Annotated in this window: 25 protein-coding genes; 13 read left to right on the forward strand and 12 right to left on the reverse strand. The window is 51.4% G+C overall.

The features are described 5' to 3' along the window. The first annotated feature begins 44 nt into the window (after nt 1–44). The 5 genes from EDM59_RS17240 to EDM59_RS31090 are packed head-to-tail and all read left to right on the forward strand — an operon-like array spanning nt 45 to nt 3,650. Nucleotides 45–875 carry an electron transfer flavoprotein subunit beta/FixA family protein gene (locus EDM59_RS17240; protein ID WP_092274108.1) on the forward strand — a complete coding sequence of 277 codons (831 nt, stop codon included), beginning with the start codon at nt 45–47 and terminating at the stop codon, nt 873–875. Then, entirely contained in the window at nt 872–1,903 is a 1,032-nt protein-coding gene (locus tag EDM59_RS17245) for an electron transfer flavoprotein subunit alpha/FixB family protein (protein ID WP_122924720.1), read from the forward strand. Before EDM59_RS17240 ends, EDM59_RS17245 begins: the two co-directional genes overlap by 4 nt. Then, complete coding sequence (locus EDM59_RS17250) at nt 1,887–3,182, forward strand: FAD-dependent oxidoreductase (protein WP_092274102.1); 1,296 nt, start codon at nt 1,887–1,889, stop codon at nt 3,180–3,182. Before EDM59_RS17245 ends, EDM59_RS17250 begins: the two co-directional genes overlap by 17 nt. Further along, nucleotides 3,182–3,478, forward strand: coding sequence for a ferredoxin family protein (locus EDM59_RS17255; RefSeq protein WP_092274099.1), 297 nt, complete (start codon nt 3,182–3,184; stop codon nt 3,476–3,478). Before EDM59_RS17250 ends, EDM59_RS17255 begins: the two co-directional genes overlap by 1 nt. A 16-nt stretch (nt 3,479–3,494) precedes the next feature. After that, the gene (locus EDM59_RS31090; protein WP_183192938.1) at nt 3,495–3,650 is read left to right on the forward strand and encodes a hypothetical protein; all 156 of its coding nucleotides are present in this window, start codon (nt 3,495–3,497) and stop codon (nt 3,648–3,650) included. 70 nt (nt 3,651–3,720) lie between these two features. Here the strand turns inward: EDM59_RS31090 and EDM59_RS17260 are convergent, their stop codons facing one another. The 5 genes from EDM59_RS17260 to EDM59_RS17280 form a co-directional block, all read right to left on the reverse strand. Next, a complete protein-coding gene (locus tag EDM59_RS17260) occupies nt 3,721–4,107 on the reverse strand; it encodes a M67 family metallopeptidase (RefSeq protein WP_281274572.1) in 387 nt (128 codons plus the stop codon). Between the two features lie 22 nt (nt 4,108–4,129). After that, the gene (locus EDM59_RS17265) at nt 4,130–4,342 is read right to left on the reverse strand and encodes a hypothetical protein (RefSeq protein ID WP_122924722.1); all 213 of its coding nucleotides are present in this window, start codon (nt 4,340–4,342) and stop codon (nt 4,130–4,132) included. 85 nt (nt 4,343–4,427) lie between these two features. Continuing rightward, nucleotides 4,428–7,130: a hypothetical protein gene (locus EDM59_RS17270; RefSeq protein WP_122924723.1), complete on the reverse strand. Its 2,703-nt coding sequence runs from the start codon at nt 7,128–7,130 to the stop codon at nt 4,428–4,430. 164 nt (nt 7,131–7,294) lie between these two features. After that, nucleotides 7,295–8,497, reverse strand: coding sequence for a BMQ_0737 family morphogenetic spore coat protein (locus tag EDM59_RS17275; protein ID WP_122924724.1), 1,203 nt, complete (start codon nt 8,495–8,497; stop codon nt 7,295–7,297). Between the two features lie 107 nt (nt 8,498–8,604). Beyond that, on the reverse strand, nt 8,605–9,489 hold the full coding sequence (locus EDM59_RS17280; RefSeq protein WP_122924725.1) for a glycosyltransferase family 2 protein: 885 nt from the start codon (nt 9,487–9,489) through the stop codon (nt 8,605–8,607). 152 nt (nt 9,490–9,641) lie between these two features. On the opposite strand from EDM59_RS17280, the gene EDM59_RS17285 reads away from it, so the two are divergent. Continuing rightward, nucleotides 9,642–11,237 (forward strand): hypothetical protein, encoded by a 1,596-nt coding sequence (locus EDM59_RS17285; RefSeq protein WP_122924726.1) that lies wholly within the window; start codon nt 9,642–9,644, stop codon nt 11,235–11,237. 49 nt (nt 11,238–11,286) lie between these two features. On the opposite strand, the gene EDM59_RS17290 is transcribed toward EDM59_RS17285, so the two are convergent. Continuing rightward, nucleotides 11,287–12,366 (reverse strand): peptidoglycan-binding protein, encoded by a 1,080-nt coding sequence (locus EDM59_RS17290; protein WP_122924727.1) that lies wholly within the window; start codon nt 12,364–12,366, stop codon nt 11,287–11,289. A gap of 96 nt (nt 12,367–12,462) precedes the next feature. On the opposite strand from EDM59_RS17290, the gene EDM59_RS17295 reads away from it, so the two are divergent. Next, complete coding sequence (locus EDM59_RS17295; protein WP_122924728.1) at nt 12,463–12,810, forward strand: DUF1360 domain-containing protein; 348 nt, start codon at nt 12,463–12,465, stop codon at nt 12,808–12,810. Nucleotides 12,811–12,813: 3 nt separating this feature from the next. Here EDM59_RS17295 and EDM59_RS17300 read toward each other — a convergent pair whose 3' ends face one another. Then, nucleotides 12,814–14,007, reverse strand: a complete 1,194-nt coding sequence (locus EDM59_RS17300) for a glycosyltransferase family 2 protein (protein ID WP_246011112.1) — start codon at nt 14,005–14,007, stop codon at nt 12,814–12,816. Between the two features lie 304 nt (nt 14,008–14,311). Between EDM59_RS17300 and EDM59_RS17305 the strand changes: the two genes are divergently transcribed. The 6 genes from EDM59_RS17305 (at nt 14,312) to EDM59_RS17330 (ending at nt 20,146) form a co-directional block, all read left to right on the forward strand. Then, nucleotides 14,312–15,163, forward strand: a complete 852-nt coding sequence (locus EDM59_RS17305; RefSeq protein ID WP_122924730.1) for a hypothetical protein — start codon at nt 14,312–14,314, stop codon at nt 15,161–15,163. A gap of 158 nt (nt 15,164–15,321) precedes the next feature. Then, complete coding sequence (locus tag EDM59_RS17310) at nt 15,322–16,731, forward strand: sugar phosphate nucleotidyltransferase (protein ID WP_122924731.1); 1,410 nt, start codon at nt 15,322–15,324, stop codon at nt 16,729–16,731. Beyond that, a complete protein-coding gene (gene rfbG, locus EDM59_RS17315; RefSeq protein WP_122924881.1) occupies nt 16,724–17,851 on the forward strand; it encodes a CDP-glucose 4,6-dehydratase in 1,128 nt (375 codons plus the stop codon). Before EDM59_RS17310 ends, rfbG begins: the two co-directional genes overlap by 8 nt. Then, on the forward strand, nt 17,848–18,624 hold the full coding sequence (rfbF, locus tag EDM59_RS17320; RefSeq protein WP_122924732.1) for a glucose-1-phosphate cytidylyltransferase: 777 nt from the start codon (nt 17,848–17,850) through the stop codon (nt 18,622–18,624). Before rfbG ends, rfbF begins: the two co-directional genes overlap by 4 nt. A 33-nt stretch (nt 18,625–18,657) precedes the next feature. Then, entirely contained in the window at nt 18,658–19,245 is a 588-nt protein-coding gene (locus tag EDM59_RS17325) for an FkbM family methyltransferase (protein ID WP_122924733.1), read from the forward strand. 16 nt (nt 19,246–19,261) lie between these two features. After that, the gene (locus EDM59_RS17330; protein WP_246011089.1) at nt 19,262–20,146 is read left to right on the forward strand and encodes an NAD-dependent epimerase/dehydratase family protein; all 885 of its coding nucleotides are present in this window, start codon (nt 19,262–19,264) and stop codon (nt 20,144–20,146) included. A gap of 186 nt (nt 20,147–20,332) precedes the next feature. Here EDM59_RS17330 and EDM59_RS17335 read toward each other — a convergent pair whose 3' ends face one another. Genes EDM59_RS17335 through EDM59_RS17355 form a run of 5 tightly spaced genes read right to left on the reverse strand, consistent with a single transcriptional unit; the run spans nt 20,333 to nt 26,102 of the window. After that, a complete protein-coding gene (locus tag EDM59_RS17335) occupies nt 20,333–21,772 on the reverse strand; it encodes an FkbM family methyltransferase (protein WP_122924735.1) in 1,440 nt (479 codons plus the stop codon). Nucleotides 21,773–21,796: 24 nt separating this feature from the next. Then, a complete protein-coding gene (locus EDM59_RS17340; protein WP_122924736.1) occupies nt 21,797–22,903 on the reverse strand; it encodes a glycosyltransferase family 4 protein in 1,107 nt (368 codons plus the stop codon). Further along, complete coding sequence (locus EDM59_RS17345; protein WP_246011090.1) at nt 22,900–23,859, reverse strand: GDP-L-fucose synthase family protein; 960 nt, start codon at nt 23,857–23,859, stop codon at nt 22,900–22,902. Before EDM59_RS17345 ends, EDM59_RS17340 begins: the two co-directional genes overlap by 4 nt. A gap of 24 nt (nt 23,860–23,883) precedes the next feature. After that, complete coding sequence (locus tag EDM59_RS17350) at nt 23,884–25,116, reverse strand: glycosyltransferase family 2 protein (RefSeq protein ID WP_122924737.1); 1,233 nt, start codon at nt 25,114–25,116, stop codon at nt 23,884–23,886. Nucleotides 25,117–25,118: 2 nt separating this feature from the next. Next, on the reverse strand, nt 25,119–26,102 hold the full coding sequence (locus EDM59_RS17355) for a GDP-mannose 4,6-dehydratase (RefSeq protein ID WP_122924738.1): 984 nt from the start codon (nt 26,100–26,102) through the stop codon (nt 25,119–25,121). Between the last annotated feature and the right edge of the window lie 79 nt (nt 26,103–26,181).

Consider the following 26,181-nt stretch of genomic DNA (forward strand, 5'->3'; position numbering starts at 1 on the left):
AGTGGTACAAGTATACGCGGCTGGGCAGCAAGGAGGGATAGAACATGCTGCACATCGTCGCTTGTATTAAGCAAGTGCCGGATACGAAAATCATCAAGATGAATCCCAAGACGAACACGATGGATCGGGCGAGCGCACCTGCGATCCTCAACCCCTATGACGCTCATGCGGTTGAAGAGGCGGTCAGGCTGAAGCAGCGTTATGGCGGTGTCGTTTCGGTCGTTACGATGGGGCCGCCACCAGCAGTCAAGGCTATTCGAAAATGCATCGAGATCGGCGCGGATGCCGGGTATCTGGTGACAGACAGGGCTTTTGCCGGAGCAGATACGCTGGCGACGAGCTACGCCATTACCAAGGCGATTGAGAAGATTTCGGAAACGCAGCCCGTAGATTTGGTGATTTGTGGAAAAATGACCATCGATGGCGATACCGGGCAGGTAGGTCCAGGCATTGCGAGAAGGCTCGACATTCCCCCGTTGACGAGTGTCAAAAAGGTAGTGGAAGTAAACAAAGCAGAAGGCTACTGTATTGTTCACCGCAAATTAGAGGATGGCTACGAAGTGATCCAATCCTCGCTGCCCTGTCTGTTCTCGGTAGAAAAGGAGATCAATGAGGTGCCGTATTCACCTTTGCCCAACATGCTGCGGGCAGCGCGTTACGATCCTGTCATTTGGGCTGTGAACGACTTGGGGGATATCGATCGCACCCTACTGGGACTGAAAGGCTCGCCAACTATCGTAGCCAAGGTATGGCCGCCCGAAAAGCCAAAAGGCGGCGAGATGCTGGAAGGGACAGCCCAGGAACAGGTTTCGCGGCTCATGGAGATTTTACAGGAGAAACAACGGTTGTTCCGGGTTAAGGAGGGGCAGGCATGAATATCGAGGAATACTGCGGCATCTGGGTGTACTTGGAGGTAAGTGACGGCAGGATCGCGCCGGTTTCCTTGGAGCTTTTGGGTGCTGGACGCCAAATGGCAGACAAAAGGGGAGTGCCGCTCGCAGGTCTTTTGATCGGAGAGAAGGTGAAGGAGCTGGCAAAAACGGTCTTTCCGTATGGAGCAGACCAGGTTTATGTATACGACGACCCGATCTTTCACGATTATCGTACGGAGTCTTACATGCGTGCCGTCATCGAGTGCGTGAACAAACACAAGCCGGAAATCATTCTGTACGGGGCGACCTCTACGGGAAAAGATCTGGCGAGCGCGGTAGCCACAGATCTGGAGACGGGACTGACAGCGGATACGACCATGCTCGATGTGAACGCAGAAACGGGCCTGCTGGAAGCGAGTCGCCCGGCATTTGGCGGCAATATCATGGCGACGATCTTGTGCAAAAAGCACCGACCGCAAATGGCAACCGTTCGGCCCAAGGTCATGAAAGCGCTGGAGCCAAGCGCGGATCGAACGGGAGAAGTCATCGAAGAAACGATTACCCTGCGTGAGGAAGACATTCGCACAAAAGTACTCAAGATCGTGCGCGAAACGAAAGAAAAGGTCCGCCTGGACGAAGCCGACGTGATTGTCGCAGGTGGGAAAGGCCTGGGAAGCAAGGAGGGCTTTGCACTGATTCACCGCTTTGCCGAAAAGATCGGGGCAACGGTCGGGGCGAGCCGGGATGCCGTTGAGGCTGGCTGGATTGATCACGAGCACCAGGTCGGGCAAACGGGTGTGACGGTCACCCCCAAAGTATATTTCGCGATCGGCATTTCAGGGGCGATTCAACATCTGGTCGGGATGCGCAATTCCGGTCTGATTATCGCCATCAACAAAGACCCCAATGCGCTTATTTTTCAATCGTGCCACTACGGTATCGTGGGTGATGCCTTTGAAATCGTACCGATATTAATGGAAGCGTTTCAAAAGGAGCCGGACAAGGAGGTTCAATATGGCGGAAAAGTTTGATGTCATTGTGGTGGGAGCAGGTCCGGCGGGAACGGCTTGTGCATATACACTGGCGAAAAAAGGCGTGAATGTCCTGTTGATGGAGCGGGGGGAGTATCCCGGCTCCAAAAACGTGATGGGCGGCGTCCTGTATCGGAAAACCATGGAGGACATCATCCCTGGGTTCTACAAGGAAGCGCCTGTGGAGCGGCCGATCGTGGAGCAGCGCTTCATGATGCTGGACAAAGAATCCGCTCTTAATTTCAGCTACAAAGGAATGGAATGGGCACAGGAGCCGTACAACAACTTCACTGTGCTGCGGGCGAAATTTGATCAGTGGTTTGCCGACAAGGCCGTGCAGGAGGGAGCGCTGCTGCTTAACGAGACGGTGGCACTCGAATGCATCGTAGAAAACGGAAAGGTCGTCGGAATCCGAACCGACCGCCCCGATGGGGATGTGTACGCGGATGTCATCGTCCTGGCAGATGGTGTCAATTCGCTGCTTGCCAAATCGCTGGGCTTCCACAAAGAGTTCCGTCCGGATGAGGTTGCGCTGGCCGTCATGGAGGTACTCAAGCTGGATCGGAAAATTATCGAGGACCGCTTCAATCTGGAAGGGGATCATGGCTGTACCATTGAGATTTTTGGGGACTCGACGAAGGGAATACTCGGGACGGCCTGGCTGTATACGAACAAAGACAGCTTGAACATCGGGGTAGGCACGATGCTCTCCGGGCTGATCAAGAACAAGATCAAGCCGTATGAGCTGCTGGATTATGTCAAAAACCACCCGATGATTCGACCATATATACAAGGAAGTGAACAGCAGGAATACTTGGCACACTTGATCCCAGAGGGCGGCTACCGCTCGATGCCAAAGGTCGTTGGAAACGGGGTCATCGTCGTGGGAGACGCGGCTCAGCTGGTCAATGCGATCCACCGGGAAGGCTCCAATATGGCTATGGCTTCCGGAGTGATGGCGGCAGAGACCATCATGCAAGCGCGCGAAGCTGGCGATTTTTCAGAACGCATGCTCGATTCCTATCGGACGAATCTTTTGAACAGCTTTGTCGGGCAGGATCTGAAGAAGTACAAGGATGCGACTCATCACTTTGAAAAGTTCCCGCAGTATTTTGAACAGTACATTCCGATGATGAACAAGGCAGCGAGCCAAATGTTTACCATAGACGGCACTTCCAAATGGACCAAGCAGAAGAAGATCTGGAGCGAACTCGGGACAGCCAAGGATAAATGGAAAATGGCTCGCGATCTGATGAATGCATGGAGGGTGATGAAGTGATGGCGAACATACCCAAAGGCCAGTCGATCGAAGAGAAGCAGTACTTGGTTCGATTTAAGGCCGATACACAGTCCCATCTCCACGTGCTCAGTGCAGATGTCTGTGCTACCCAATGCCCGGATAAGCTTTGTACAATCTTTTGCCCAGCGGAAGTCTACAAATGGGAAGAGGTGCGGATGCATGTGGGATACGAAGGGTGCCACGAATGCGGAAGCTGCCGGATCGGTTGTCCCTATGAAAACATCAAGTGGGAATACCCAAAAGGTGGTCACGGAATCATTTTCAGACTCGGTTAATAGGCGGGGAAGCACGATGATACAAGAGGGCGACAAAGTAGTATTTCTGAAGGATGGGGTTCGCGGGATAGTCATCCGTGTCGAAGCAGATCGTTGCCACGTCTTGTGGGAGGATGAGTTTGTCAGCTGGGAAAAGATCGAGCTTTTGCGTCTTTTGCCGAACGATTCATGAAAATTTTCCGATAGCCAAAACAAAGAACAGCGGAGCCGATGGCACCCGCTGTTTCTTTTTCAAAACCTAGCTACCTAAGTTCAACGCGCAGAGGCAGTGCTCGTGACCCGACGATCCGGTAACAGCCGATATTTGGCTGTTTGGAGGCGAGTGAGACGATCAGATAGGCTGCTTCCGGATAGTAGGCATACGCGATATCCTCAGGGGATGGCAAGGGAGGAGCCGTAGGATGGGAATGATAAATCCCTACCAGAGCTTCTCCCTTCAGCGCCATTTTCTGCAGTGCTTTTTGTATATGACGAGAGTCCATGGAAAAGGCAACCGGACTCTTTTCGATGTTTTCCATTCTCCAGATGGTTTCTGCACAACCGTTTCGTCCTGAAAGCAAACCGCAGGCTTCGAAAGGACGCTCCTCCATACAGTGTCGGATCATTTCGTTCCAGACCGAATGGGACACCAGGAAAGGTGGCGTGGAGGACTCAGGCTTGCCAACGCCTGCCGCAGCAGCCCCCGGTTGTTTTCGATTGAACGTGCGGCTTGACGTTGTGAACAGGGCCTGTTTTGGGCAATGGAGTCATAGGTCTAGGCGCTGGAACTTGCCCTCTAGCCGCTTGCTGCTGCTGGAGTTGAGCTTGACGGGCAGCCATTTGCTGGCGTTGTTGATGGTATGCGCGTAGTTGTTCAGGTGTCATGGTATTTCCCTCCCTTTCTTTACTGTACTATGTTCTATTCAGTGTCTGGCACCGTGGGAACGGCTATTGCACATTGGCAGAGAGTTCACTTGAACGGATTAAAGGTGTTGCCCCGGTTCAAGTGTGGAGGGAGTGGAAAGTTGGCAGGAATCGAGTTGGAGATTTGCTGGTTTTGCTGCTGGATCTGCTGGGATTGTGGAGAGGACTGCCCAGATACGGAATTGCCGGGTGAAGTATAGGTGCTAGGCAGCTGACTGAGCATTTTGTTTGCGCGGGCTTCCTTCTGTGTAAAGTCTTTGATGGCTTGCTTGTATCTTTCTTCCTTGTCTTGGAGTTCCTTTACCATCTGTTTTAGCCCATCGACTGTTTTCTTAAGCACTTTCTCTTGTGTGGCGAGCTGCTCATATTGCTTATCCTTTTCACTCTGCATTTGTTTGTACTGTAGTTCGATGATCGTCATTTTCGAGAGCAGCTGTTGGTAGTTTTCTTCTGCGTCACTGGCGTCTTTCACCTTCTGCTTATAGTCCGCCGTTTTTTGTTTCTCAGCTTCCAGCGATTTGTTTGCTTCCGTCAGCTTTTCCCTCCAGTTTGCTTCAGCGGATGCTGCCAGCTTGAGCTCATGCTCGCGCTGCTCAAGGCTAAGCTGACTTTCCTTCGCTTGCGCCTTCCAATGGGAGATAGCTTCTTCTGCATCTGCTTTTTCCTGAAGCAGCCTTGCTTCTCGCAGCTGGAGGTTTTCGATTTGTTGCATAGCGGCCCGCAGCTCCTGCGCTTGCTGCTCTTTCCATTCCGCATGGCTGGTCAGGGTAGCCTGCAGCTCCTGATCGTGCTGGTGGAGAGCGAGCTTCCATTCGTCTGCCTTGACTTCCCACTGGGCAATGGTCTCAGCTGCCTGCGCTTGGGCCTCGAGCAGCTGCGCTTCTCGTTTCTTTTGCTCCCCGATCTGCTGCAAGGCTGCTTGCAGCTGCTCTGCCTGTAGTTCGTTTTGCTCGGTTTGCCTGGTCAGCTGAGTCTGCAGCTCCTCATAACGCTGGCCCAGCGTCTGGTACGCTTCTTTTTGCTCATCGAGCGAGAGCTGCCACTCAGCTTCTTTGGCCTCCCAGTGAGCGTTTGTCTGCGACTGTGCTTGGAGCAGCTGAGCTTCGCGTTGCTGGAGCTCCTCGATTTGTTCCAAGGAGGCCTGCAGCTGCTCTGCCTGTAGTTCGTTTTGCTCGGTTTGCCTGGTCAGCTGAGTCTGCAGTTCTTCATAACGCTGGCTCAGTATCCGCTGGTCTTCATTTTGCTGATCGAGCGCGAGCTGCCACTCAGCTTCTCTGGCCTCCCAGTGAGCGTCTGTCTGCGACTGTGCTTGGAGCAACTGAGCTTCGCGCTGCTGGAGGTCTTCGATTTGTTGCAAGGAGGCATGCAGCTTTTGGGACGTTTGCTCGATTTCTTCGGCTTGAGCGGTCAAGCGGGCAGTTTGCTCCTCCAGGCGCTGATCAAGTGCCTGGCGTTCCTCTTGCCATCCTGCTTCTTTGGCTTCCCAGTGAGCGATCGTCTCGCTTGTCTGGGCCTGAGCTTGGAGCAGGCTTGCTTCTCGCTGTCGAAGCTGCTCGATCTGCTGTGATGCGGCCTGCAGTTCTTCCTTGTGCTGATCAAGCATCAGCTGCCAGTCAGCGATCTGTACTTCCCAGTGAGCAAGCGTCTCATCAGCCTGTGTTTGTGCCTCGAGCAGCTCAGCTTCGCGCTGCTGGAGCTTCGTGATTTGCACCAAAGCGTCTCGCAGCTTCTCAGCTAATTCATCGGTGTCTACAGCGTGGGTACTTAAGGCTGCCAGCAGCTCTTCGTTTTTCTGCTCAAGAGCGAGCTTCCATTCATTTGCCTGCGTTTCCTGCGTGGCGATGGCTTCCTCAAGCTGCTCGCGTTCTTGAAGCAGCTGGGCTTCGCGTTGACCAGCAGCGGATATTTGATTCTGCGCTGCCTCCAGCTTTCCATTCCATACACGCTCGTGCTCTTGCAGCAAGAGGATGACATGCTCCTGATCCGCGACGAGCTGGATGAGCTCCGACTCTCTTTTCGCAGCGGCTCCCAGCTGTTTTTGAGCCGCTTCCAGCTTCTGATTCAGCTGGTCTGAGGAATCCTGCTCATGTTCTTGAAGCTGCTGACGCAAGGTTTCGATTGCCTGATGGAAGGCTGCCTCCTGTTCCTGATAACGCGCAATGATCTCATTTTTTTGTTGGCTTTGCTGTTCGGCTTCAGCGGCGCGATTTGCAATCTGCGCAAGCTGCTGCTCCCATTGCGAAGTGAGCTGCTTCAAATGCACCTCGGTTGCCTCTTGCTGTGCGAGGAGAAGCTCTTCATCGATGGTGGTGGCGTTTTTTGCCTCTAACAGTTCTTCCTTGAGATCTTCTGCCACTTGTTTCCATTTGCTCTCGCGTTCTTTATAGACAGAGATGGTCTTGTCTCGCTGCTCAAGCGCGTGTTGATGCTGCTTGAACTTCTCTTCAAGCTGCTCGAGCTTGGCTTGTGTTTGACTCAGAGAGCGCCTGGTGCCTTGCTCCTGTTCTTGGAGCTCTTGCAGCGCCTGCTCGTATTGATTCACAACATCCTGATAGGCTTGCTCCTTCTCTACTAAGGCTTGCAGCTGCTCCTGGAGCTGGGATATTTCCAGACTGTATTGCGTTGCTTTTGCTTCATAGTAGTACGCTTGCTTTTTTAATAACAGCAGCTTTTCTTTTCCGCTCTTTCCCTTGCTGGTAGTGGTGCTCGACACACTTTGGCCTGAGGTGGAGGTCCTTTTTTTGAGCATAGTGTTGTCCTCCTTTTTTCATATAGGTATCCACTATAGACATATGTAACGGGCAGGGATTGGTGCCTGTATCCCGGGGAGCAGTCGAGCAAAGAAAAGACGGGAGAAGCCATGGCCTTCTCCCGTCGAGGTTATGGAAGGAAAGTTGTCTGAAGAGGAATCACTTACGGGGTAGTGATGACGATATCGCCGAAGGTTACGCAATCGGCAACCAGCAATTGTTCGTCTGGAACGACCGTGACGGTTGCAGAGAACACGAGGATACCATTCACATCGGTCAGTGTCAGGATGATGGCGTCTGGCAGACCGAGCCCAGTTTCGGCAACGGTCAGCGAGTAGGTCAGCGTCTCTTGTACACCGCTGGATGTGAAGGTGCGTACACCTGTACCGGTTACGGAGAGTCCTGACACAATCGCGAGACCAGGCAGGACGGTAATGCAGGTTGGCGAGCTGATGGACGTAGGCGAGAAGCTGAAGCTTTGGTCGCCAGGCAGTACATCAGGCAAGACATTGTCAAAGAAGTTAAAGGTAAACGAGCTGCTGGAAGGATCGCAGACTGGGCAGATATCGGCGATGAGCTGGATCGTACCGACTGCGGCTGTAAGCGGAAGACCGATGGATACGGTGACGTTGGGTACGAGTGCGTTGACGGACGCTTGGCAATCGCAGTTCGCCACAGGGAAGATTGGCGGGCATTGTGGCGGGAAGACGATTGGTGGGCAACGGAAGGAAGGTGTTGGCGATGGAACAGGAATATTGTTTGGACGAGGAGAGCAGAATTTCGCCAGCACTTCGAGTTTCACTTCCGCTTCCACCTGGATTTCTACGCACACAATGACGTCGAGTTGCACCATGCCACCCAGGAGGACATTTCCGATTGGGTTGCACTCGATTGCGCTGATGCGGCAAACGATGTTGCTTTCATCGAGTGGTTCAGGCAGGCACAAGACGACTTCCTGATCGAACTGAACGGTTGTCGTAAATTCGCACAGAGGCGTGCTGTCGGCAAAAACGCGCACGACAACAGTCGCACCAAATACGAAGCGAACGACCCCAACGCGAACAGAAGTACCACCAACTACAATGTTTTCGCGACGAATGCTTACGACATTGCAAGTAGGACCTGGTACGACAGGCTCGATGCAGGAGATGGTGATATCTTGACCGGCACGAATAGCTGCGTCTACCAGAGCTCGACAATCGTCGGGAAGGGCAATCTTGTTACGGTAGCTGTTGGCAAGAACGACCCAGTCATACACTTTGTTGACGCGAATGCACTCTGGCTGCAAGTTGTTGGAGATCGGTGGAGTGGCTGTAGGCGTCGGTGTAGGGAGCTGGCGACCCTTAATGGGCTTCACATGATTCACCGTATGAATCCTTCCTTTCCTAGGGGATTTGCTTTGCAGTTACATACTATGTGGGCAATGGGAAATTTGCTTGTCAACGAATGCCTATTTTTAGGTAAATCAACTGATTAAAATGGAATGTTGAATCGTTTAAAGAACCAGCTGTCGTCGTATTTCCGTTGGGCGAAGTAACGCATGCGCTGTGCGGCAGCTCCATGAGTCAGGACATCGTCGTCGATTTCAGACGCCTTTGCGTAGATGATGAGCTTTTTCGTCGCTTCGACGCGCGGCTCACTGAAGTGGCTGTACGCCATCCGAAGCATGTTGTAGTAGACATGCTCATGCACAACAGAATAAGGATGGGTCTGTCGGAACAGGTGGAGAATTTTGACAGAGGGCTGGACCATGCAGGTGTAGCCGAAAAGCCACATCTTGATGGAAAATTCGATATCCTCAAATCCCCAAACACGAAAACCTCGATCAAAGCCGCCTACTTTTTGAAAGACTTCTTTCGATACGAGAAAACATCCCCCAGGCAAGATGGCAACAGGAATCGGTTTCTGAGGGTTGGGATTCCACGTAATTCCCAGACGCTGATCCAGATTTTGCCCATATCCGATTTTGTGCGGCTCTGTCATGGAAGCAATACCTGGAGCCACCCCATCTGCCTTTTTGGCAAGTACCATCTCCATCAATCGGTCAATCCAAAAGTTTTCAAACGTCAGATGGGCGTCGCAAAAAATGAAGTAGTTTCCTTTCGCACGCTCGGCTCCCAGATTACGAGCTGCGGCTGCACCGATTCCTTCGGTGGTAATCAGCGTGATTTGCGGTGACTTCGGCTGCTGGGAAAGAAAATGACAGCAGTGATCGGTGGAAGCATCATCGACCACGATGACCTCATAAGGAAAGCTGGTTCTGCTATTGAAAAGGGACATGATGGTGGAGCGCACGTTGTCCCCCTCGTTTTTCACGGGAATGATAATGGAAACCAGCGGCTTTTGGTGTATGGACATATGACCACTCCTTTCTCATAAGCCATGGTATGCCGCTTTGCTGTAGGGGGAACGCCCGGTGGCCCAAAATCATAGAGGGAGATGTTCACTCATGGCGATGGGCATTCATACAATATCGCGGATACCGTTAGTGCTGTGAAGGAGTGACAGGGATGGACGTCGAGGTATATTACGGCGGGCAGCGTGGGGGAACGATGCCATATACGGCACTGCCTGCCTTTCGATTGTTTTGTAAACAGAATGGTTTTCAGCTCAAGTGGGACCCTAAGAACAAAAGAGTCGATCTGGATTCAGGGTTAAAGGGAAAGGTATGCGTCTTGTATACAGGACCTGCTTCCACGGAGAACGCCTATGAAAAGGAAATTGTGGAAAAGGTCCAGCGGTTCGTTTCCGAATATCGGATGGAGGTTGTATTTGGACCAAAAAACAGTGCAGCTGCTGCGAATGCTGACGTTGCCATTCGCGTAAGTGTAAAAGAGATGCGTTTGCTGGAAAAGCCGAGAATTCTCCTCTTTCAGCAAGAGGATCGCAGAGAGCTGGTCAAATCCTTGCAGTCGGAATTAAAGCAGACAGGGATGCCTTGCCTGATTCGAGCGAACAAAGCGGCTAAATCGGGGAATGCCGCCGTCCATTTGCAGCTGCAGATTCCGCAGTTTACGGAAATCTACAAGCGGAAGACCTATGCGGAAAAGCTCGCCTTTTACTTGGCATCCGGCATTTTGAATTACTTTCAGGAAGACTTGCAGATTCAACCTTTTGCGTATTTGCCGCCAAATCTGTTAAAAGTGTTCTTTGACAGCGTGATGTTCGGTCAATCGTTGCCAGGAAAAGACGAATCCGAGCAGGTGAATGCAGGTGAAGACGCGGAAGATCTGCAGGACAGCGATGAGCGGGATGCATCAGGAGCATGTCACGTGGAGTTAGATGACGACGACAAGCTCGATGGAGATGAGATGCAGGAACTCGATGAGCTTCAGGAGCTCCAGGAACTGGGAGAAGATGAGCTTGTTCTGACGATACACGAACCCGAGGATGAGCCGGTGCTGGAAGAGGTCACCGAAGAGTCGCAGAGCTCAGATGGGGAAGCAAACCTGACCGAAGAGGAAGATCAAGTCGAAGCAAAAAACCAAGCTAAAGCGGAGGAATCATCCGCTGTAGAAGAACAAGACTTCCCGGTGAATCAAGCACCGATAGAGGAAACCAATAGGGGCGAGGCATCTCTGGTTGTAGCGGAGCCGGCCGTTCATCATCCTATCCCCGCATCGATGCAGACAGCGCAGACGCTGGAGGCAGAAGTCTACTTTGACTACACGTTGATCCACTCCGATTCCGAGGACAGACCCTTTTTGCTGATCGGGACCCTGCAAGTCAAAAATACAGGGACAGCAGATCTCTACAATCCAATCGTGTGCCTGCGTGTGACTCCCGCTGACTCGATCAAGATGGGTGGTCAGATACTGCCTCCGAAGTTCGTGGAAACGATGGCCGTTCAAGGAGCTTCGGGCTTAAGCGGATGGAGGTATTTGAACGATGACTGGTTTGCGCAAGCGCAGGAACGCGGGGAATACTGGATCGCACCGATTCAGCCGGTCCTGATCGAGCCGAAAGCGACAGAAGCCTTTCAAAATTTCCAAATCTCCTTTTTGAAGCAGCCTTCCGGAAAGGGTGTCACAGTCGAAGGAGTCGTCCTTTGCAACAATCAGGAAGTAAATTTTTCTGCCAATAATCGAATCGCCATTTCGTTCTAAAAGAAAAACCCACCATTTCCTCGTGAAATGATGGGTTCATCCTCGTATCTTATTTTTTCAGGAACATTTGAACAAACGTTTTCCCGTACGGTCCGCCATTGACTACGGCGATCCCGACATAGTCGTAGGAGCTGCTCATGATGTTGGCTTTATGTCCCGAAGAATTCATGAACATTTGATGAGCGCCGCTTACCGTTTGGTTCTGCGCAATGTTTTCAGCTGCGGCCATATAGTTAATGCCGAAAGATTCCATCATTTGAAATGGCGAGCCGTACGTAGGAGACGTGTGGCTGAAATAACCTTTGTCTACCATTTCCTGCGCTTTTACGCGTGCGACTTTCGTGAGCTGCATATCGACCTGATAAGGAGTCAGCCCTTTACTCACGCGTTCTTGATTGACGAGCTGCACCATTTCTTTTTCGTCTGCAGTCAATTCAGATGGCAATGGCACTTGGGCACTTGGATTTTGACCCGTTCCTGGATTTTGCGAGGAGCCATTGTTCTGAGACGGCGGCGTCGTAGGTGTTGTCGTACCTGGCTTGATATTTTTAAACTGCTTGGAGATCTCGCTATACGTTTTCGAATCGGCTTCGCCAGTCAAGGTTTGCTTGTTTCGAGATTGGAACAGCATGACAGCGAAGCGGGTAGAGTCGTCGTAAGTACCGGTAGCCGTGACTTTGTAGCCAAGTGCAGCCAGCATTTTTTGCAAATCCTTGACTCGTTCACCAGTGGAGCCGAGCTTCAGTGTAGCCGTTGTTGCTTGATCACTTGGCTTCGTGGGATTGTTCGGTTTGGTTTCCGGCTTTGTCGCCGGTTTTTTGGAAGCATTGTACACTTGCTTCAACTTGTTGTACGTTGCAAGGTTTACTACGCCTGTCTGTTTCAGCTTGTACTTCTTCTGAAATTTCTTGACATTGTTAACCGTATCCACGTTGTAAATCTTGTCCACTTTGAGTTTATAGTCAAACTTCAAAGCATCCAGCATTTTTTCCACTTCAAGGACTCTCGAATTGTTCATGCCCTTTTTGAGAGGAGTAAACGTGGTTTTTGCATCAGCAGTTTGTCCGATCATGGTGAAGGAGACGGACAGGGAAAGGATTGCTGCAATCTTCGTTACGTGGCGATTCATGTCATCACGCCTTTCTCTGGTTTGTCCTGACCAATGTTAACAAAGTGCTGTGATAGATGAAAAGTGAAAAATATTGGAAAGGGAGGAAAGAAGCCTGTGTTCGACCTTTCATGGATTGACCTGACCATACTGGTGCTGGCTAGTTTTCGTCTCACCCATTTGATAGTCTTCGACGAAATCACGGCGTTTCTTCGGAATCCCTTTTTTACGGTCACCTATGAGACAGATGCATCCGGTCAGCTCCTGCGACAGATCGACTTTAAAGGAGGCAAAATTCGCAGCTGGATCGGACGGCTGCTCAGCTGCTATTGGTGCGTAGGCATTTGGGTGGCGCTGGTCGTGGTGGGGCTGTACTTGTATGTACCGGCTGCCTATCCGCTTCTTCTCCTGCTGGCGATCGCAGGAGCGGCAGCCGTGATTGAAACCAAGATGTATATGAGCTAACGATCAGTTGCGAAACGCGCGATACACGATGGCTTCTTCGTGACTGAGCGGGAGCACGTCTTCGGCCAAATAACCGCCTACGCGCATGTTATCGATCTGAGGCATGGCAGGGACGCTCGTGCTGGTGGAAGAAATATCGATCCGATGAGTCAGACTTCGCGGATCGAGCGGGATTTCCAGGGCAAAGAGGGCTTTCGTGACCGTGAAGCTCTTTACCAGCATTCCGTTTACCAACGCAGTCAGCGTAAAAGGCTTTGGCAGCTGCATGGGAACGCCCGGAATCTTGCCCTTTAGCAGCAAAAACTGGGCTGGAGCCGCAGGGTCAGACTCCATCGTGATGCGCAGGATCGGAGGGGCCCAAAGATCTCTGTACCGATTCATGCTCGTAATCCGAGATGAGTTGGAACGGAGCGTTTTGAGCTGTCTCAACAAATCGACGACGCCCATGCCCCGATATTGGGGGACGTAGGACACCCAGCCAGGTGGGATCGATGAGTAATTTTTGGCCAGAGATTTCAATACTTCTGGAACCCCGACCGAATGCCATTGCGTAGCTGATTTGCAGGCACCGTGTATGCGCGCGCTTGCCAAAAACTCGGGGATGAAACCGATTGGATAAGCCTTGGCAATTCGCATCCACAGGTCATAGTCCATGCAAAATTGAAGTCTTTCGTCGACACCGCCCATTTGACGAAAAACATGGGTGCGAATGAAAGCAGTTGGCTGACAGATGACGCAGGACTGGTACAAGGACTTGGCATCTGCTTTTTCAGAGGGATAGGCACTGTAAGCTGTACCGGACTCATCGACAACCTGGCCTCTCCCATGAAGCATGCCCCAAGCGGGCTGCTGCTGGAGTGCATGGACTGCGTTTCGGATCGCACCTGGCAAATACGTATCATCGGAGTTGAGCCAGCCGATGATTTGTCCCTTTGCCAATGCCAGGCCTTTGTTGATGGCATGAGACTGTCCGTTGTCCGGCTCCGAGATGAACCGAAAGCGTGGGTCTTTTTGCGCATATTCCTGCAGGATGGAAAGGGTCTGATCCGTCGAGCCCCCGTCTACGACGATGTGTTCGATGTTTGGATAGTCCTGTTTCAATATGCTATCTATCGTTTCGCGGATGAACTTTCCTTGATTATAGGAGGGCGTAATTACGCTCACTAAAGGCAGCTGAGGTAGAGACAACTGGAACACTCCCTTGCGTGAAGTCAACACGAACAAAAACGTGCTACCTACAGATTATGTACAAGGGCTCCTTTCTGCATCGGGGTGGCCGCCCGATTTTCCAGCTCTCCGTGAGGCAAACAAGACCCTAAGATCTTTGATGCAAAGGACCACATGCCGCCATAGCTGACGGGGCAAAAGCATGTTTTCCCGCATAGGAGATTCTCCGTGCGAGAAATCCTCTTCTGCATGCTGGCAACTGTCCGGTTCTTCTTGCTTGCAAAAGACATAGAGTAATGCAGGGAAATAGGAGAGAGGCAGGAGGAGTAATCAAATGTCTTTACCCATCGTTTTCATCCATCGGGGGGATGACGAGTATCTTGCCTATGCTCTGGCGCAGGCAAAATGGAGCAATCCCAACTCACCGATTTTTTTGCTAGGAAAGCCGTTGAATCAGCAGTTCGCACAATACGGGGTCATTCATGTGATGATGGACGACTACAGGGGGACCGCTGCGCATTTTGCGAAAGTATACAAGCATATTCATTACATGCCCTATGAATACAATTTGTTTTGTTTTCAAAGATGGTTTATTCTGCGCGATTTCATGAAGAGTCACAATATCCAGAAATGCTGCTATCTTGATTCCGATGTGATGCTGTATACGGACGTAAATCAGCCCCAATTCGAATCGTTTTCCATGGAATTCGTCTGGACCAATTTCGTTGATGCGCAGCGGCTCGATCGGTTTTGCGCTTTTGTCACAAGTCATTTTGAAGATTTGGGGCTGTTTGGGCAAGTGGTCTCGTTTGCCCATAAAAGCAAGGATCACGTCAGGGACGGCATGCCCCTGATCACAGACATGGTGCTGAGTGTGATGTATCTGAGGCAATTTGCGGGCTATCGATTCAAGCACGGATTGTTTCCCGATGCCTTCTTTGATGGAAACATACAGCAGTCGCATTTGACGGAGAGTCTGGACGGGAAAAAGAAAGTCTATTTGAAAAATGGCGCCCTCTACTGCAAAGACAGTCAGTCAGAGCGTGATCACAAGCTCTATTCCTTGCATTTTCAAGGCGCGATCATGAAGCATTATATGAAATTCTTCTACTCTCCCGCCCTTGCGCAGGAAGGTTCCTTTTATTTTGATTATCAGAGGGCGAAATGGCAGCCCGTACACGCATAGGAAAGGAGCCTGGTGCTGTTTGCGCCGGGCTTTTTGCTGTGGGCAGCTATCTTCTCTACCCTAGTGAATCGACCATTTTCATGGGACAGTAGAGCATCCATTTCACGATACGCATATGATGAGTCAAGCAACGAGATTAATGGACTGAGGTGGCCTGAGTGAAACTGATATTGCTATCGGGTGGTTCAGGAAAAAGACTGTGGCCGCTCTCCAATGATGTAAGATCCAAACAGTTTCTAAAAGTGCTCCACAATCCCTTGGGGGAACAAGAAGCCATGGTCCAGCGCGTCTGGAGGCAGCTGGCAGAAACGAACTGGCAGCAGCCAGTGTACATTTCCTCTGGAAGCTCACATATCGATTTGATTCACAGCCAGCTAGGGGAAGACGTCCCGCTCATCATCGAACCGGAGAAGCGCGATACGTTCCCTGCCATTGCCTTGGCTGCATCCTATTTGCATACGTGTGAAGGTGTCGGACTGGAAGAGGTCGTTACCATCATGCCGGTGGATGCGTACGTAGAGCTGCCCTTCATGGAAAAAATGAAGGAGCTGGAGTCGGTCCTACGTCTATCAGAAGCAGACCTGGCTCTGATCGGAGTGACGCCGACCTACCCTTCTACCAAATACGGCTATATTGTCCCTCGCAACATCAAGGAAGAGAGCAAAGACAGTCCGCTCTATTACGAGGTACAGTCCTTCAAAGAAAAACCGGCGACAGAACAGGCAAAAGCGTTACTCGCAAGGGGGGCATTGTGGAATTGCGGGATATTTGCTTTCCGGCTAGGCTATCTGATCCGGGAGCTTGCCAGCAAAAAGTGGCCAACGGATTATCACACGCTCGTGCAGCAATACGGGCAGCTGCCGAAAATCAGTTTTGATTACGAGATCGTAGAGAGAGCAGAAAAGGTAGTAGTCGTCCCCTATTACGGAGATTGGAAGGACCTGGGCACCTGGAACACGCTGACCGAAGAGATGAAGGTGGAATCGGTCGGGCGCGTGCATCTGATTGAAAGCAGCTCCAACACCCATGTATTGAGCGAGCTGGACATACCCGTCGTAGCGATCGGGCTTAACAACACAGTCGTCGCAGCCAGTCCGGACGGGATTCTTGTAGCAGCAAAAGAGAAAAGTCATTTGGTCAAAGATATCGCCACGGACTGGAATCACAGGCCAATGTACGAAGAAAAGCGTTGGGGCTGGTATCATGTTCTTCATTTCCAAAAAACGGAAGAAAAGGGAGAGGTGCTCACGAAACGGCTGCACATCCACGCAGGCAAAAATCTGAGCTACCAATACCACAACAAGCGCAGCGAGGTATGGATGGTCGTCACCGGAGAGGGCGAGTTTATTCTCGATGATCAGCTTCGGCGTGTCGGTCCTGGCGATGTTTTGGAAATACCCGTGGGGGCCAAGCACTCCATCCGGGCGCTGAAAGATTTGGAGTTCATCGAAGTGCAGATGGGAAGCCAGCTCGTTGAGGAAGATATCGTCCGGCTGGGGATGTCCTGGGCGGAAATCACGGATCAGATTGTAAAACCTTGCCAGGCGAAACGTGATGCTCATGATTGACAAGGGCTTTTGGAGAAACAAAAAGGTGTTGATCACAGGGCACACGGGGTTTAAAGGCTCCTGGCTCTGCTTGTGGCTTCACGAGCTGGGAGCGAATGTAACCGGATTTTCATTGGCCCCTCCAACGACGCCCAATCTGTTTGAGTCTGCCGGTATCGACAAGCTCGTGCATTCCATCATCGGCGATGTCCGCTCTAAGGAACAGGTGCAGGAAGCTCTCTTCCTGACGAGGCCGGATATTGTCATCCACATGGCGGCTCAGCCACTTGTGCGATTTTCCTACCTTTCTCCGGTGGAGACGTATGCCGTCAATGTACTGGGAACCGTACATGTTCTGGAGGCAGTGCGACAAGCAGTCGACAGCGGCATTCCCATTCGGGCCGTGATTAACGTAACGACGGATAAATGCTATGAGAACAAAGAGTGGAGCTGGGGGTACCGGGAGAATGACCGCCTCGGAGGCTATGACCCCTATTCGAATAGCAAAGCGTGCAGCGAATTGGTGACGATGAGCTACCGTCATTCTTTTTTTTCTGCCGCCACCTACGCAAGTCACGGGGTGGCCCTCGCAACAGCCAGGGCGGGAAATGTCATCGGAGGAGGGGATTGGGCGCAGGATCGGCTAATCCCTGATTGTATTCGGGCGATCGGAGAAGGGCGGAAAATCAAGATCCGCAATCCCGGTGCAGTCCGTCCCTGGCAGCATGTGCTGGAGCCGCTGAGAGGGTACCTGATGCTTGCCCAAAGCATGTGGGAGGAAGGCGTTTCCTTCGCGCAGAGCTGGAACTTCGGCCCTGAGGATGGCGATGCCAAGCCGGTCGAGTGGATGGTTGAAAAGCTGCTGGCAAGCTGGGGAGAAAATCCCGGCTACGAGCGGGCCACGGACACTACTTGGCATGAAGCCCATTATTTGAAGCTCGATTGCTCGCTGGCGAAAAGCCTGCTGGGGTGGAAGCCGCTGTGGTCACTCGAACAGGCGCTGGACAAAATCGTGGAATGGAATCAGGCATACCTGCGTGGAGAAGAGATGCGGGCGGTTTGTCTCTCCCAGATTGAACCGTTCATGCAAGGGGAAACCGAGCAGCCAAAAAGTTCAAGGAAGGGGGGGAAAGCTGAATGAAGGTAGTCATACTTGCCGGAGGGTATGGCACGAGAATCGGAGAGGAAACGCACATCAGGCCCAAACCCCTGATCGAGATCGGAGAGATGCCGATCATTTGTCACATCATGTCCCACTACTCGCGGTACGGCTACAATGACTTCATTATTTGCCTCGGGTACAAAGGGTACATGATTAAAGAGTACTTTGCCCATTACTTTCTGCATCACTCCGATGTGACATTCGATTTTCGCAAGGACAACCAGGTTCACTATCACCAGCACAAGACGGATCCGTGGAAAGTGACCTTGATCGATACGGGGAAGGATACGGCAACAGGAGGCAGGGTCAAACAAATCCAAAAGTATATCGGGAACGAGCCGTTCATGCTCACTTACGGGGATGGAGTCTCCAACGTAGATATCGCGAAGCTGGTGGAGTTCCATCGAGCGCATAAAAAGCTGGCGACGATCACCTCGACGCAGCCTCCAGGACGGTTCGGGGCGCTTGATTTGACTGAGGAGGGTGCGGTGTCGGGCTTTCGCGAAAAGCCAAAAGGGGATGGAGGCTGGATCAATGCCGGCTTCTTTGTGATGGAGCCCGGCGTGTTTGATTACATTTCAGGCAACGACACCGTTTTGGAGAAAGAGCCGCTGGAAGCCCTTGCCCGCTCGTCACAGCTGATGGCCTACAAGCATACCGGCTTCTGGCATCCGATGGACACGCTGCGGGACAAAAATTACTTGGAAGAGCTGTGGAGATCAGGCAAGGCTGAATGGAGTTACAAACCGTAAAGCAGACGGGATCAACGAGGGGGTAGCGCAGCGGTGTTGAATGAAAACAGCGAGGAATTGTTTGCTTCCATCCGTCCGGGAGATATCGCCATTGACTGTGGGGCAAACGTAGGGGAAGTGACGCAAAGGCTGGCGGATAAAGGCGCGTTCGTCTTTGCCTTTGAACCCAATCCATTTGTGTACCAGGCATTATGGAATCGATTCAAGGGCTATCCCAATGTCATATGCATCAACAAGGGCGTGTGGCATGAGAATTACCAGCTGCGCCTGTATTTGCACCAGCATTATCAGCTGGATCCAGTGGGGTCTGCCTATGCATCTTCCATCCTGGCACAGCATCCCGTCACCGACACAAGCCAGTTCGTTGTTGCAGAAATCATTGACCTGACACAATTTATCGACAGCTTGAATCGCGATATCAAGCTGGTCAAAATCGATATTGAAGGTGCCGAATTTGAATTGCTGGAGAAGATGGTAGCCAAAGGTCAGCACAAGCGGATCGAGAAAATCGTCGTGGAAAATCACGAATGGCTGATTGAGCATCTCAAGCCGCTCGCAGCCAAATTTCGAAAGCTCATGGCAGAGCAGCAGATTCATAATATTGATCTGAACTGGGTATAAAGAGATGTTCGTGCTCATGACAGGAGCGACCGGTTTCTTGGGGAGTCATCTTGCCAGAGGGCTCCTCAGGGATGGTCACAAAGTAGCAATCCTGAAGAGGAGCGGCTCAGATTGCTCGCGGATTTCCGGTATTTTGTCGCAGCTGTATGCTTTTGACGTGGATCGCCCGGATTGGGAGGAGCAGCTCGAAGCGTGCGGGAGGATAGAGGCTATCATCCATGCAGCAACAAGCTACGGCCGTCAGGGTGAGAGCTTGGCGGAGCTGGTGCAATCAAACGTGACCTTTCCCTTGCAGCTGCTCGAGCTGGCAATCCGGCGTGCTGTTCCCTTTTTTCTCAATACGGATACCTTCTCAAGGGTGCCAGCTGTGCTCTCCTCCCATCTGTCTGGCTACAATCTCACCAAGAGGCAGTTTCTCGAGTGGGGAAGCTTGCTGGCGAGCTCCTCGCCAACCCTCCGATTTCGCAGCCTGCGTTTGGAGCATGTGTATGGGCCTATGGACAGCGCAAACAAATTTGTTCCGTTTGTCATTCGCAGTTGTCTTCGGCAGGAAGGCGAGCTTGCGTTGACGCTTGGCGAGCAAAAGCGTGATTTCATTTATATTGATGATGTGGTGTCGGCATTTCTGACGGTCCTGAGACGTGCGGGAGATTCTGAGGAGCCGTTTCTGGAGTATGAGGTCGGAACCGGTGTGGCGACTTCCGTTCGCGATTTCGTTTTGCTGGTTCACGGTCTGACTGCATCCAAAACGATCCTGCGCTTCGGTGCGCTCCCTTATGCCGCGCACGAAATCATGCAGTCACAAGCAAATACGCTTCCGCTGGAGCAGCTGGGCTGGTCCCCGCAGACAACACTCACAGACGGGATCCGTAACATGATCAAACGGGATACGAGCCGGTAGAAGAGGACACTCTTTGCCGGTTTTTTCGTACAGTAAGAATTTATAAGATTCTTAGCCAGTATAAGTGCAACTAAGGCTCCGCCACAAAGCTTGGCGGAGCCAAGTTTTCTAATTTCGGCGAGCATGGGCGAACACCAAAAAGCATGGCTGTAAGGGAGCCATGCTGGGTCAAAGGTGCAAGCGACATCAAACGAGGAAGGTTTTGTTTGTACAAAACAAGTCGGCGTGGAACGGCTTCATTTCATCGAGCAGCTGATTGTAGTTGTTGATTTTCACGACCGTGTCGTCTCTCTTCAGAATGTAGATGTGAGAAAACAGTTTTTCCAAGAGGACGTACAGTACGAGTGGATGCCGGTTGAAATTTTCCCGAATGCTATCCAGGTTAAACTCGATAATCAGATCGGGGTTCCATTTTCGAATCGTGTTCAATCCGCTTTCCAGGACGGTATATTCCGACCCCTCCACATCAAGCTTGATCAGGTCTACACGCGGAATCAGGTTTTGCTCCATCCAGTCATCCAGGCGCACGCAATTGACTTTCTGGTTGGATTGCGCAGCCACTTTTTCATCTGGGGGAATAAAGGACCAGCCTCCTCCGCGGGAATCCTCGTGAAAGTGGATGGTTCCATTCCGGTCGAACACCCCAAGATGCAAGGGCTCGATGTTTTTGACCTGATTCTCCGCGATGTTCTTCACCAAATAGGGATAATTGATGTGAGATGGCTCAAAGGCGTACACTTTGCCTTGGTTCGCCAAATAACTGAGAGCGAGTGAAATGGTTCCGATGTTGGCGCCGATGTCCAGGCAAATGAATTCAGGCTGGATGACTTTTTTCAGGGGAGAAATCACATAGTGCTCATAGTAGCCCTTTTCCGTCCCGATGAAGTGAAGGACGCTTTCATCTGATTCACTTCCATAAACGGAAAAAGACTTTTCGTCAAATGGCAGGTGGAATTCTACTTTTTTCAACGAGCTTGTCGCTCCTTCTACAGGTTTGCAAATGCGGATGATATCGTTTTGAACGAAAAACGACAGGTCAGGCCGCAGCTGGTGAACAAATTCTTGCAGCTGCGCAATGGTCGGATAATCATTCAGCAAGGGATTCGGACCGATAAAGCAACGCGCATCATCGATGAGGATGACATGATTGTCGACAGGATGCTGCAGGATGACCTGCAGCTCTTGCAGGATAGGGGTATCGACGTCTCCGCGTGCTGACTCCAGAGACAGCGGAATGTAGTGCCCATCTAGCCAAAACAGGCATGGCTCCGTTACGGATTCCAAAATATTCGGCAATACATGGGCGCTGTCCCCATGGAGAATGGTGATGTGGGTATCGACCGCAAAGCGACTTTTCGCAGCCTGATACAGCTGCGGGTCCAGCTCAACCGATGTAATCTTGTCAAAAGTGTGCTTCATCGACTGGACCATGTCTCCCTTGAATGTCCCCGTTTCAATAAAGCTGTGAATGTTGTAGCCTTTGGCGTAAAGCTGAATGGTGGATACCTTCAAATGAACAGTGGGCATCTCGTGCATCCAAAAGTCCCAAGTTTCCTGATCAGTCAGTGTGAAAGGTATTTTCATTTCTGATCTCCATGCTTGCACAATTTCTTTCATCCGTGACATGACATAATCCCCTCCTTTCAACGTTTATTTTCGAACGACGGAACGAAAGACGGCGAGAGTCTCCCGGGCGCATTTCTCCCAAGAAAATCTCTTTGCCTGTTTGATTCCCTTGGCGATGAGATCGTCTCTGATTTCAGGAAGCAAGATAGCCGCCAGCTTCATGGCAATGTCTTCGGGCATGGCCGGATCGAACAAGAGTGAGGCGTCACCTGCTACTTCAGGGATACTGCCACAATTGGAGCTTGTGATGGGAATCTGCGAACGCATGGCTTCAACCAGCGGAATGCCGAAGCCTTCGAAAAGAGAAGGGAAGCACAGGAAGCCCGCGTTTTTGTACAAGTAAGGCATCTCGCCCTGTGGAACGTAATTCAGCCATTTGATCTGATCCCACAGCTGGTTTTGGGAAATGAAGTTGACGACGGACTGATTGGCCTCCTGAGCGAAGCCGGTGAAAACCATCGGGATACGCAGATCGTACTTTTGCCGCAGAATGACGAGCGCCTTCAGCAAATTCAAATGGTTTTTGTGGTGCCAGGTGTTGGCGGGGAAAAAGCCGTAGCCTGGGGTCAGCTGATATTTTTGGATCACGTGCTGGTTGAGGCCTTCATCAAAAGGCAAGGAAAACTCTTTGGATGCATCCAAGTGAATAGCATGTACTTTATGTGCAGGAAGCCCGTATTTTTGGAGGATGGTTTGCCTGGAAAATTGGGAGAGGGTCAGGACAGCGCTGCTGCGCATGGCAGAGGATTTGTAGTTTTCCAGTCTCCATCGCAAGGCATGATTCTCAAAAAATTGCGGGTAGTATTCGTGTTGGATATCCGGGATGTTGATCACGCTCGGGATCGTGACATCTGCCGGGTTGAGCACCAGCAACGGACAAAACCACAGATCAAGCTTCAGGGTGCGTATCCAGTGGTGGAAGAGCTGATGTGCGTTCGCGTTCTCCGGAATCATGATTTTATGGACGTTGCTCTGCGATTCGAAGGTATGGAAATTATGGTTGGTGAGAAAGAGAAACCAAGTCTTGCCATCTCCAGCATTCATGGAGTAGGAGAGCAAATTTCGCACGTATTGCTCCATGCCGCCGATCTTGCCGGGGATGACAGACAGCAGGTTGATGCCAATTCTCAATCTGAACCCCCCTTTTCCTGCTGAATGTGGTTGCGATACCAATCGATGGTTCGCGTAATGCCCGCAAGCAAGGAGGTTTTGGCTTCAAAACCAAAGTGTTCCTTTGCTTTGCTGACGTCCAGCAGCCTACGAGGCTGACCGTCCGGTTTGCTTGAATCCCAGAGGATGTCGCCCTGATAGCCGGATAAAGATTTGATGACCTCCGCCAGCTCCCGGATAGATATCTCCTTGCCAGATCCGATATTGACCGGTTCGGACAGATTGTAGGAGCGAGTGGCAGCCACGATCGCTTCTGCAGCATCTTCGACGTAGATAAACTCACGGGTTACTTCTCCTGTTCCCCAAAGAACGATCGATTTTTCCTGATTTTGCGAAGCTTCTACGCATTTTCGGATGATCGCCGGGATGACATGAGAGTTCTCTAGGTCAAAATTGTCCCAGGGTCCGTACAAATTGACCGGAAGCAAATAAATGGAATTGAAGCCGTACTGCTCGCGGTAGGCCTGTGACTGAACGAGCATCATCTTTTTGGCCAATCCATAGGGAGCATTCGTTTCTTCCGGATAACCGTCCCACAGATGCGTTTCGCGAAAGGGGACAGGTGTGAATTTGGGATAGGAGCAGATCGTACCGATGGCCACGAATTTTTCGACGCCAAACAGCCGCGACTGCTCGATAAGCTGCGTTCCCATGATCAGATTATCGTAAAAGTACTTCCCGGGATTTTTTTGGTTCGCTCCGATTCCACCAACCACTGCGGCTAAATGGATAAGGATGTCCGGGCGAAAGTCTTGCAGCATGCTTTGTATGTCGTGTTCCTTCCGCAAATCGTAGTCACGGCTCCTGGGAATAAAAATGTGCTCACAGGATGCACGATGCAGCTTTTCCACAACATGCTTTCCTAAAAAACCAGCTCCACCCGTGACGACGACTCGCTTTTCCGCCAGATTCAGCATGGTATCCACCTTCCTTTCCGAATGTCAGTAGTGTAAGGGGGTTGGTTTGCGGTTATTGACCCAGTTCTGAATGTGGGCAGGTCCTTTTTTGAACTCCTGGTAAAAGGCGTATTCCTCTGTGGAGAGAGGAAGGATCTCCAGGGCGTGATAGCTGACCGATCGAGAGCTTCCGTCCGGTTGGGAGAGCATTGCCTGGCGGTTGCAAATAATGCTCACATCACAGGTGGGACCGCGGGAATGAAGGGGAATCGCGATATCGAAATGGGGCTGTGTCACTTTGAAGCTGTGCACGAGGGCGCCATTTGCCATGACGTGAAAATGCAAGGGAAGCTCCACCATGGTGCTGCGTCCCTTCATGAGCAGCACCTGCATAGGCAGGGTGGGAGGAATCTGTATCGACAGACGCAAGTGCTGTGGAGCCCATCGGTCTGCATAGCGATTGGAAGTGACCAGCTGCGGGCCTTTGCCAAAGGCATGGTAGTGCTTCAGCTTGCTTAAGAACCAGTGAGCACCTTTATGGTAGTGATGAGTAGTGTAGTGGTAGAGCCATTCGTTTGAGACCGTTCCAAAATGCTTGACACTTGTTTTCAAAATTTCAGAAAAGCCCGGTTCCAGCTCATTGACAATGGATTTGCAGGCAGCATACAAACGGGAGTTGGCCAAAAATTCAGGCACCCACCCGATCGGATAATGCAGCGAGATCCGGTTCCATAAATCGTAATCCATGCACCAATCGTGTTCCTCATCTACACCGCCTACACTTTCAAAGGCTTGCTTCCTGAGAAAGACTGTGGGCTGGCAGATGAGGTTGAAATGAAACAGCTTTTTTCGATCGAATTCCACCCATACATAGGGATATTTCATTTTATTGTGCTCGTCAATATGCATCCCCCTCCCGTATACGGCCCCCCAATCGGGATGAGCGAGGAGCGCTGCTACGGCTTTTGTGACGGCCCCGGGAAAGTAAGTATCATCCGAATTGAGCCAGCCGATAATTTCGCCCCGTGCCATTTTCAAACCCTTGTTGATGGCGTGAGATTGACCGCGATCAGGCTCGGAGACATATCGAAAACGTTCACCCAAATGACTGTATTGCTGCAAAATAGCGACCGTTCCGTCCTTCGAGCCACCATCGACCACGATAAGCTCGATGTGGGGATAATCCTGCATCAAAATGCTGTCGATGGTCTGCTTGATAAAGCTGGCTTGGTTGAACGAGGGCGTGATGATACTGACGAGCGGCAAAGACTGATTCATCTTCAACAATCACCTCCCGCAGATTTTTGCTGACGAATCATCCCACGCCAGTAATTCAGCAGATCCTCCATCGACTGCTCGAACGAGATTTCTGGAACCCATCCCGTAACGGAGCGGAACAGGGAAGAATCCCCGAGAACGACATCTACATCAGAAGGACGTAGCCGTTTGGCATCGATGTGAATATCAACATGGACATTGGCTTTGGACAGCAAGGTTTGCAGCATTTCTTCGATCGTGATGCTCGTGCCAGAAGAGATGTTGTAGACTTCGCCGGGCACTCCCGATTCGAGGGAAAGCCAGTACGCCCGGACAATATCGCGTACATCCGTAAAATCGCGGACGGCCGAAAGATTTCCGACATAGACGTGGGGCGGTCGCAAGCCTTCTTCAATCAAAGCGATTTGCTTGGCGAAATTGGAGGTCACATAGCATTCTTCCCGGCGCGGACCTGTGTGATGGAAGGCACGCGTCCGTACGATGTTCAGCCCGTAGCTTTGGTGGTATTGATAGCCGAGGTAGTCTTGAGCTATTTTGCTGACTGCGTACGGATTGAGAGGGCGAAAAGGATTGTTTTCCTTGATCGGGGACTCGTTTGGATGAACCTTTCCGTACTCCTCACTGGAGCATGCAATCTGAATCTTGCAGTCCACCTCCAAGTGACGGACAGCCTCGAGTATATTCAATTGACCTACCAGGTTGTTCACGAGAGTCTCTGCAGGTGCGTGCAAAGAAGTAGGGACAAAGCTCTGGGCTGCGAGGTGGAAAATCAGATCCGGCTGCGTCTGTCGAATGAGGCGATTCACGGATTCAGCATCTGTCAGCTCGCATTTGATGAGCTGCACGTTCTGCTGTAGTGCTCCGAGCGACTCCAAACGACTAGGCGAACGAAAGGTTCCGATCACTTCGACATCTCCACGCGATAGGAGATACTCTGCCAGGTGACTTCCAGCAAATCCGCTTATTCCGGTAATCAGAGCCTTCATGGGAGAAAACCTCCTACAGGAGCAAAGATCGTCTGCGGATGACAAAAAGCTTAACATAGTATGGATATGAGCCAGTACG

Source organism: Brevibacillus nitrificans (assembly GCF_003710965.1).
GTDB classification, from domain to species: Bacteria; Bacillota; Bacilli; order Brevibacillales; family Brevibacillaceae; genus Brevibacillus; species Brevibacillus centrosporus.

Coding starts and splice junctions, on each gene's coding strand:
- rfbG (WP_122924881.1), top strand. CDS start 16,724: ATGATTGACAAGGGCTTTTGGAGAAACAAAAAGGTGTTGATCACAGGG.
- EDM59_RS17280 (WP_122924725.1), bottom strand. CDS start 9,489: ATGTCCATACACCAAAAGCCGCTGGTTTCCATTATCATTCCCGTGAAA.
- EDM59_RS17345 (WP_246011090.1), bottom strand. CDS start 23,859: ATGCTGAATCTGGCGGAAAAGCGAGTCGTCGTCACGGGTGGAGCTGGT.
- EDM59_RS17290 (WP_122924727.1), bottom strand. CDS start 12,366: ATGAATCGCCACGTAACGAAGATTGCAGCAATCCTTTCCCTGTCCGTC.
- EDM59_RS17330 (WP_246011089.1), top strand. CDS start 19,262: ATGACAGGAGCGACCGGTTTCTTGGGGAGTCATCTTGCCAGAGGGCTC.
- EDM59_RS17355 (WP_122924738.1), bottom strand. CDS start 26,102: ATGAAGGCTCTGATTACCGGAATAAGCGGATTTGCTGGAAGTCACCTG.
- EDM59_RS17305 (WP_122924730.1), top strand. CDS start 14,312: ATGTCTTTACCCATCGTTTTCATCCATCGGGGGGATGACGAGTATCTT.
- EDM59_RS17265 (WP_122924722.1), bottom strand. CDS start 4,342: ATGACACCTGAACAACTACGCGCATACCATCAACAACGCCAGCAAATG.
- EDM59_RS17285 (WP_122924726.1), top strand. CDS start 9,642: ATGGACGTCGAGGTATATTACGGCGGGCAGCGTGGGGGAACGATGCCA.
- EDM59_RS31090 (WP_183192938.1), top strand. CDS start 3,495: ATGATACAAGAGGGCGACAAAGTAGTATTTCTGAAGGATGGGGTTCGC.
- EDM59_RS17250 (WP_092274102.1), top strand. CDS start 1,887: ATGGCGGAAAAGTTTGATGTCATTGTGGTGGGAGCAGGTCCGGCGGGA.
- rfbF (WP_122924732.1), top strand. CDS start 17,848: ATGAAGGTAGTCATACTTGCCGGAGGGTATGGCACGAGAATCGGAGAG.
- EDM59_RS17245 (WP_122924720.1), top strand. CDS start 872: ATGAATATCGAGGAATACTGCGGCATCTGGGTGTACTTGGAGGTAAGT.
- EDM59_RS17270 (WP_122924723.1), bottom strand. CDS start 7,130: ATGCTCAAAAAAAGGACCTCCACCTCAGGCCAAAGTGTGTCGAGCACC.
- EDM59_RS17240 (WP_092274108.1), top strand. CDS start 45: ATGCTGCACATCGTCGCTTGTATTAAGCAAGTGCCGGATACGAAAATC.
- EDM59_RS17335 (WP_122924735.1), bottom strand. CDS start 21,772: ATGTCACGGATGAAAGAAATTGTGCAAGCATGGAGATCAGAAATGAAA.
- EDM59_RS17350 (WP_122924737.1), bottom strand. CDS start 25,116: ATGAATCAGTCTTTGCCGCTCGTCAGTATCATCACGCCCTCGTTCAAC.
- EDM59_RS17255 (WP_092274099.1), top strand. CDS start 3,182: ATGGCGAACATACCCAAAGGCCAGTCGATCGAAGAGAAGCAGTACTTG.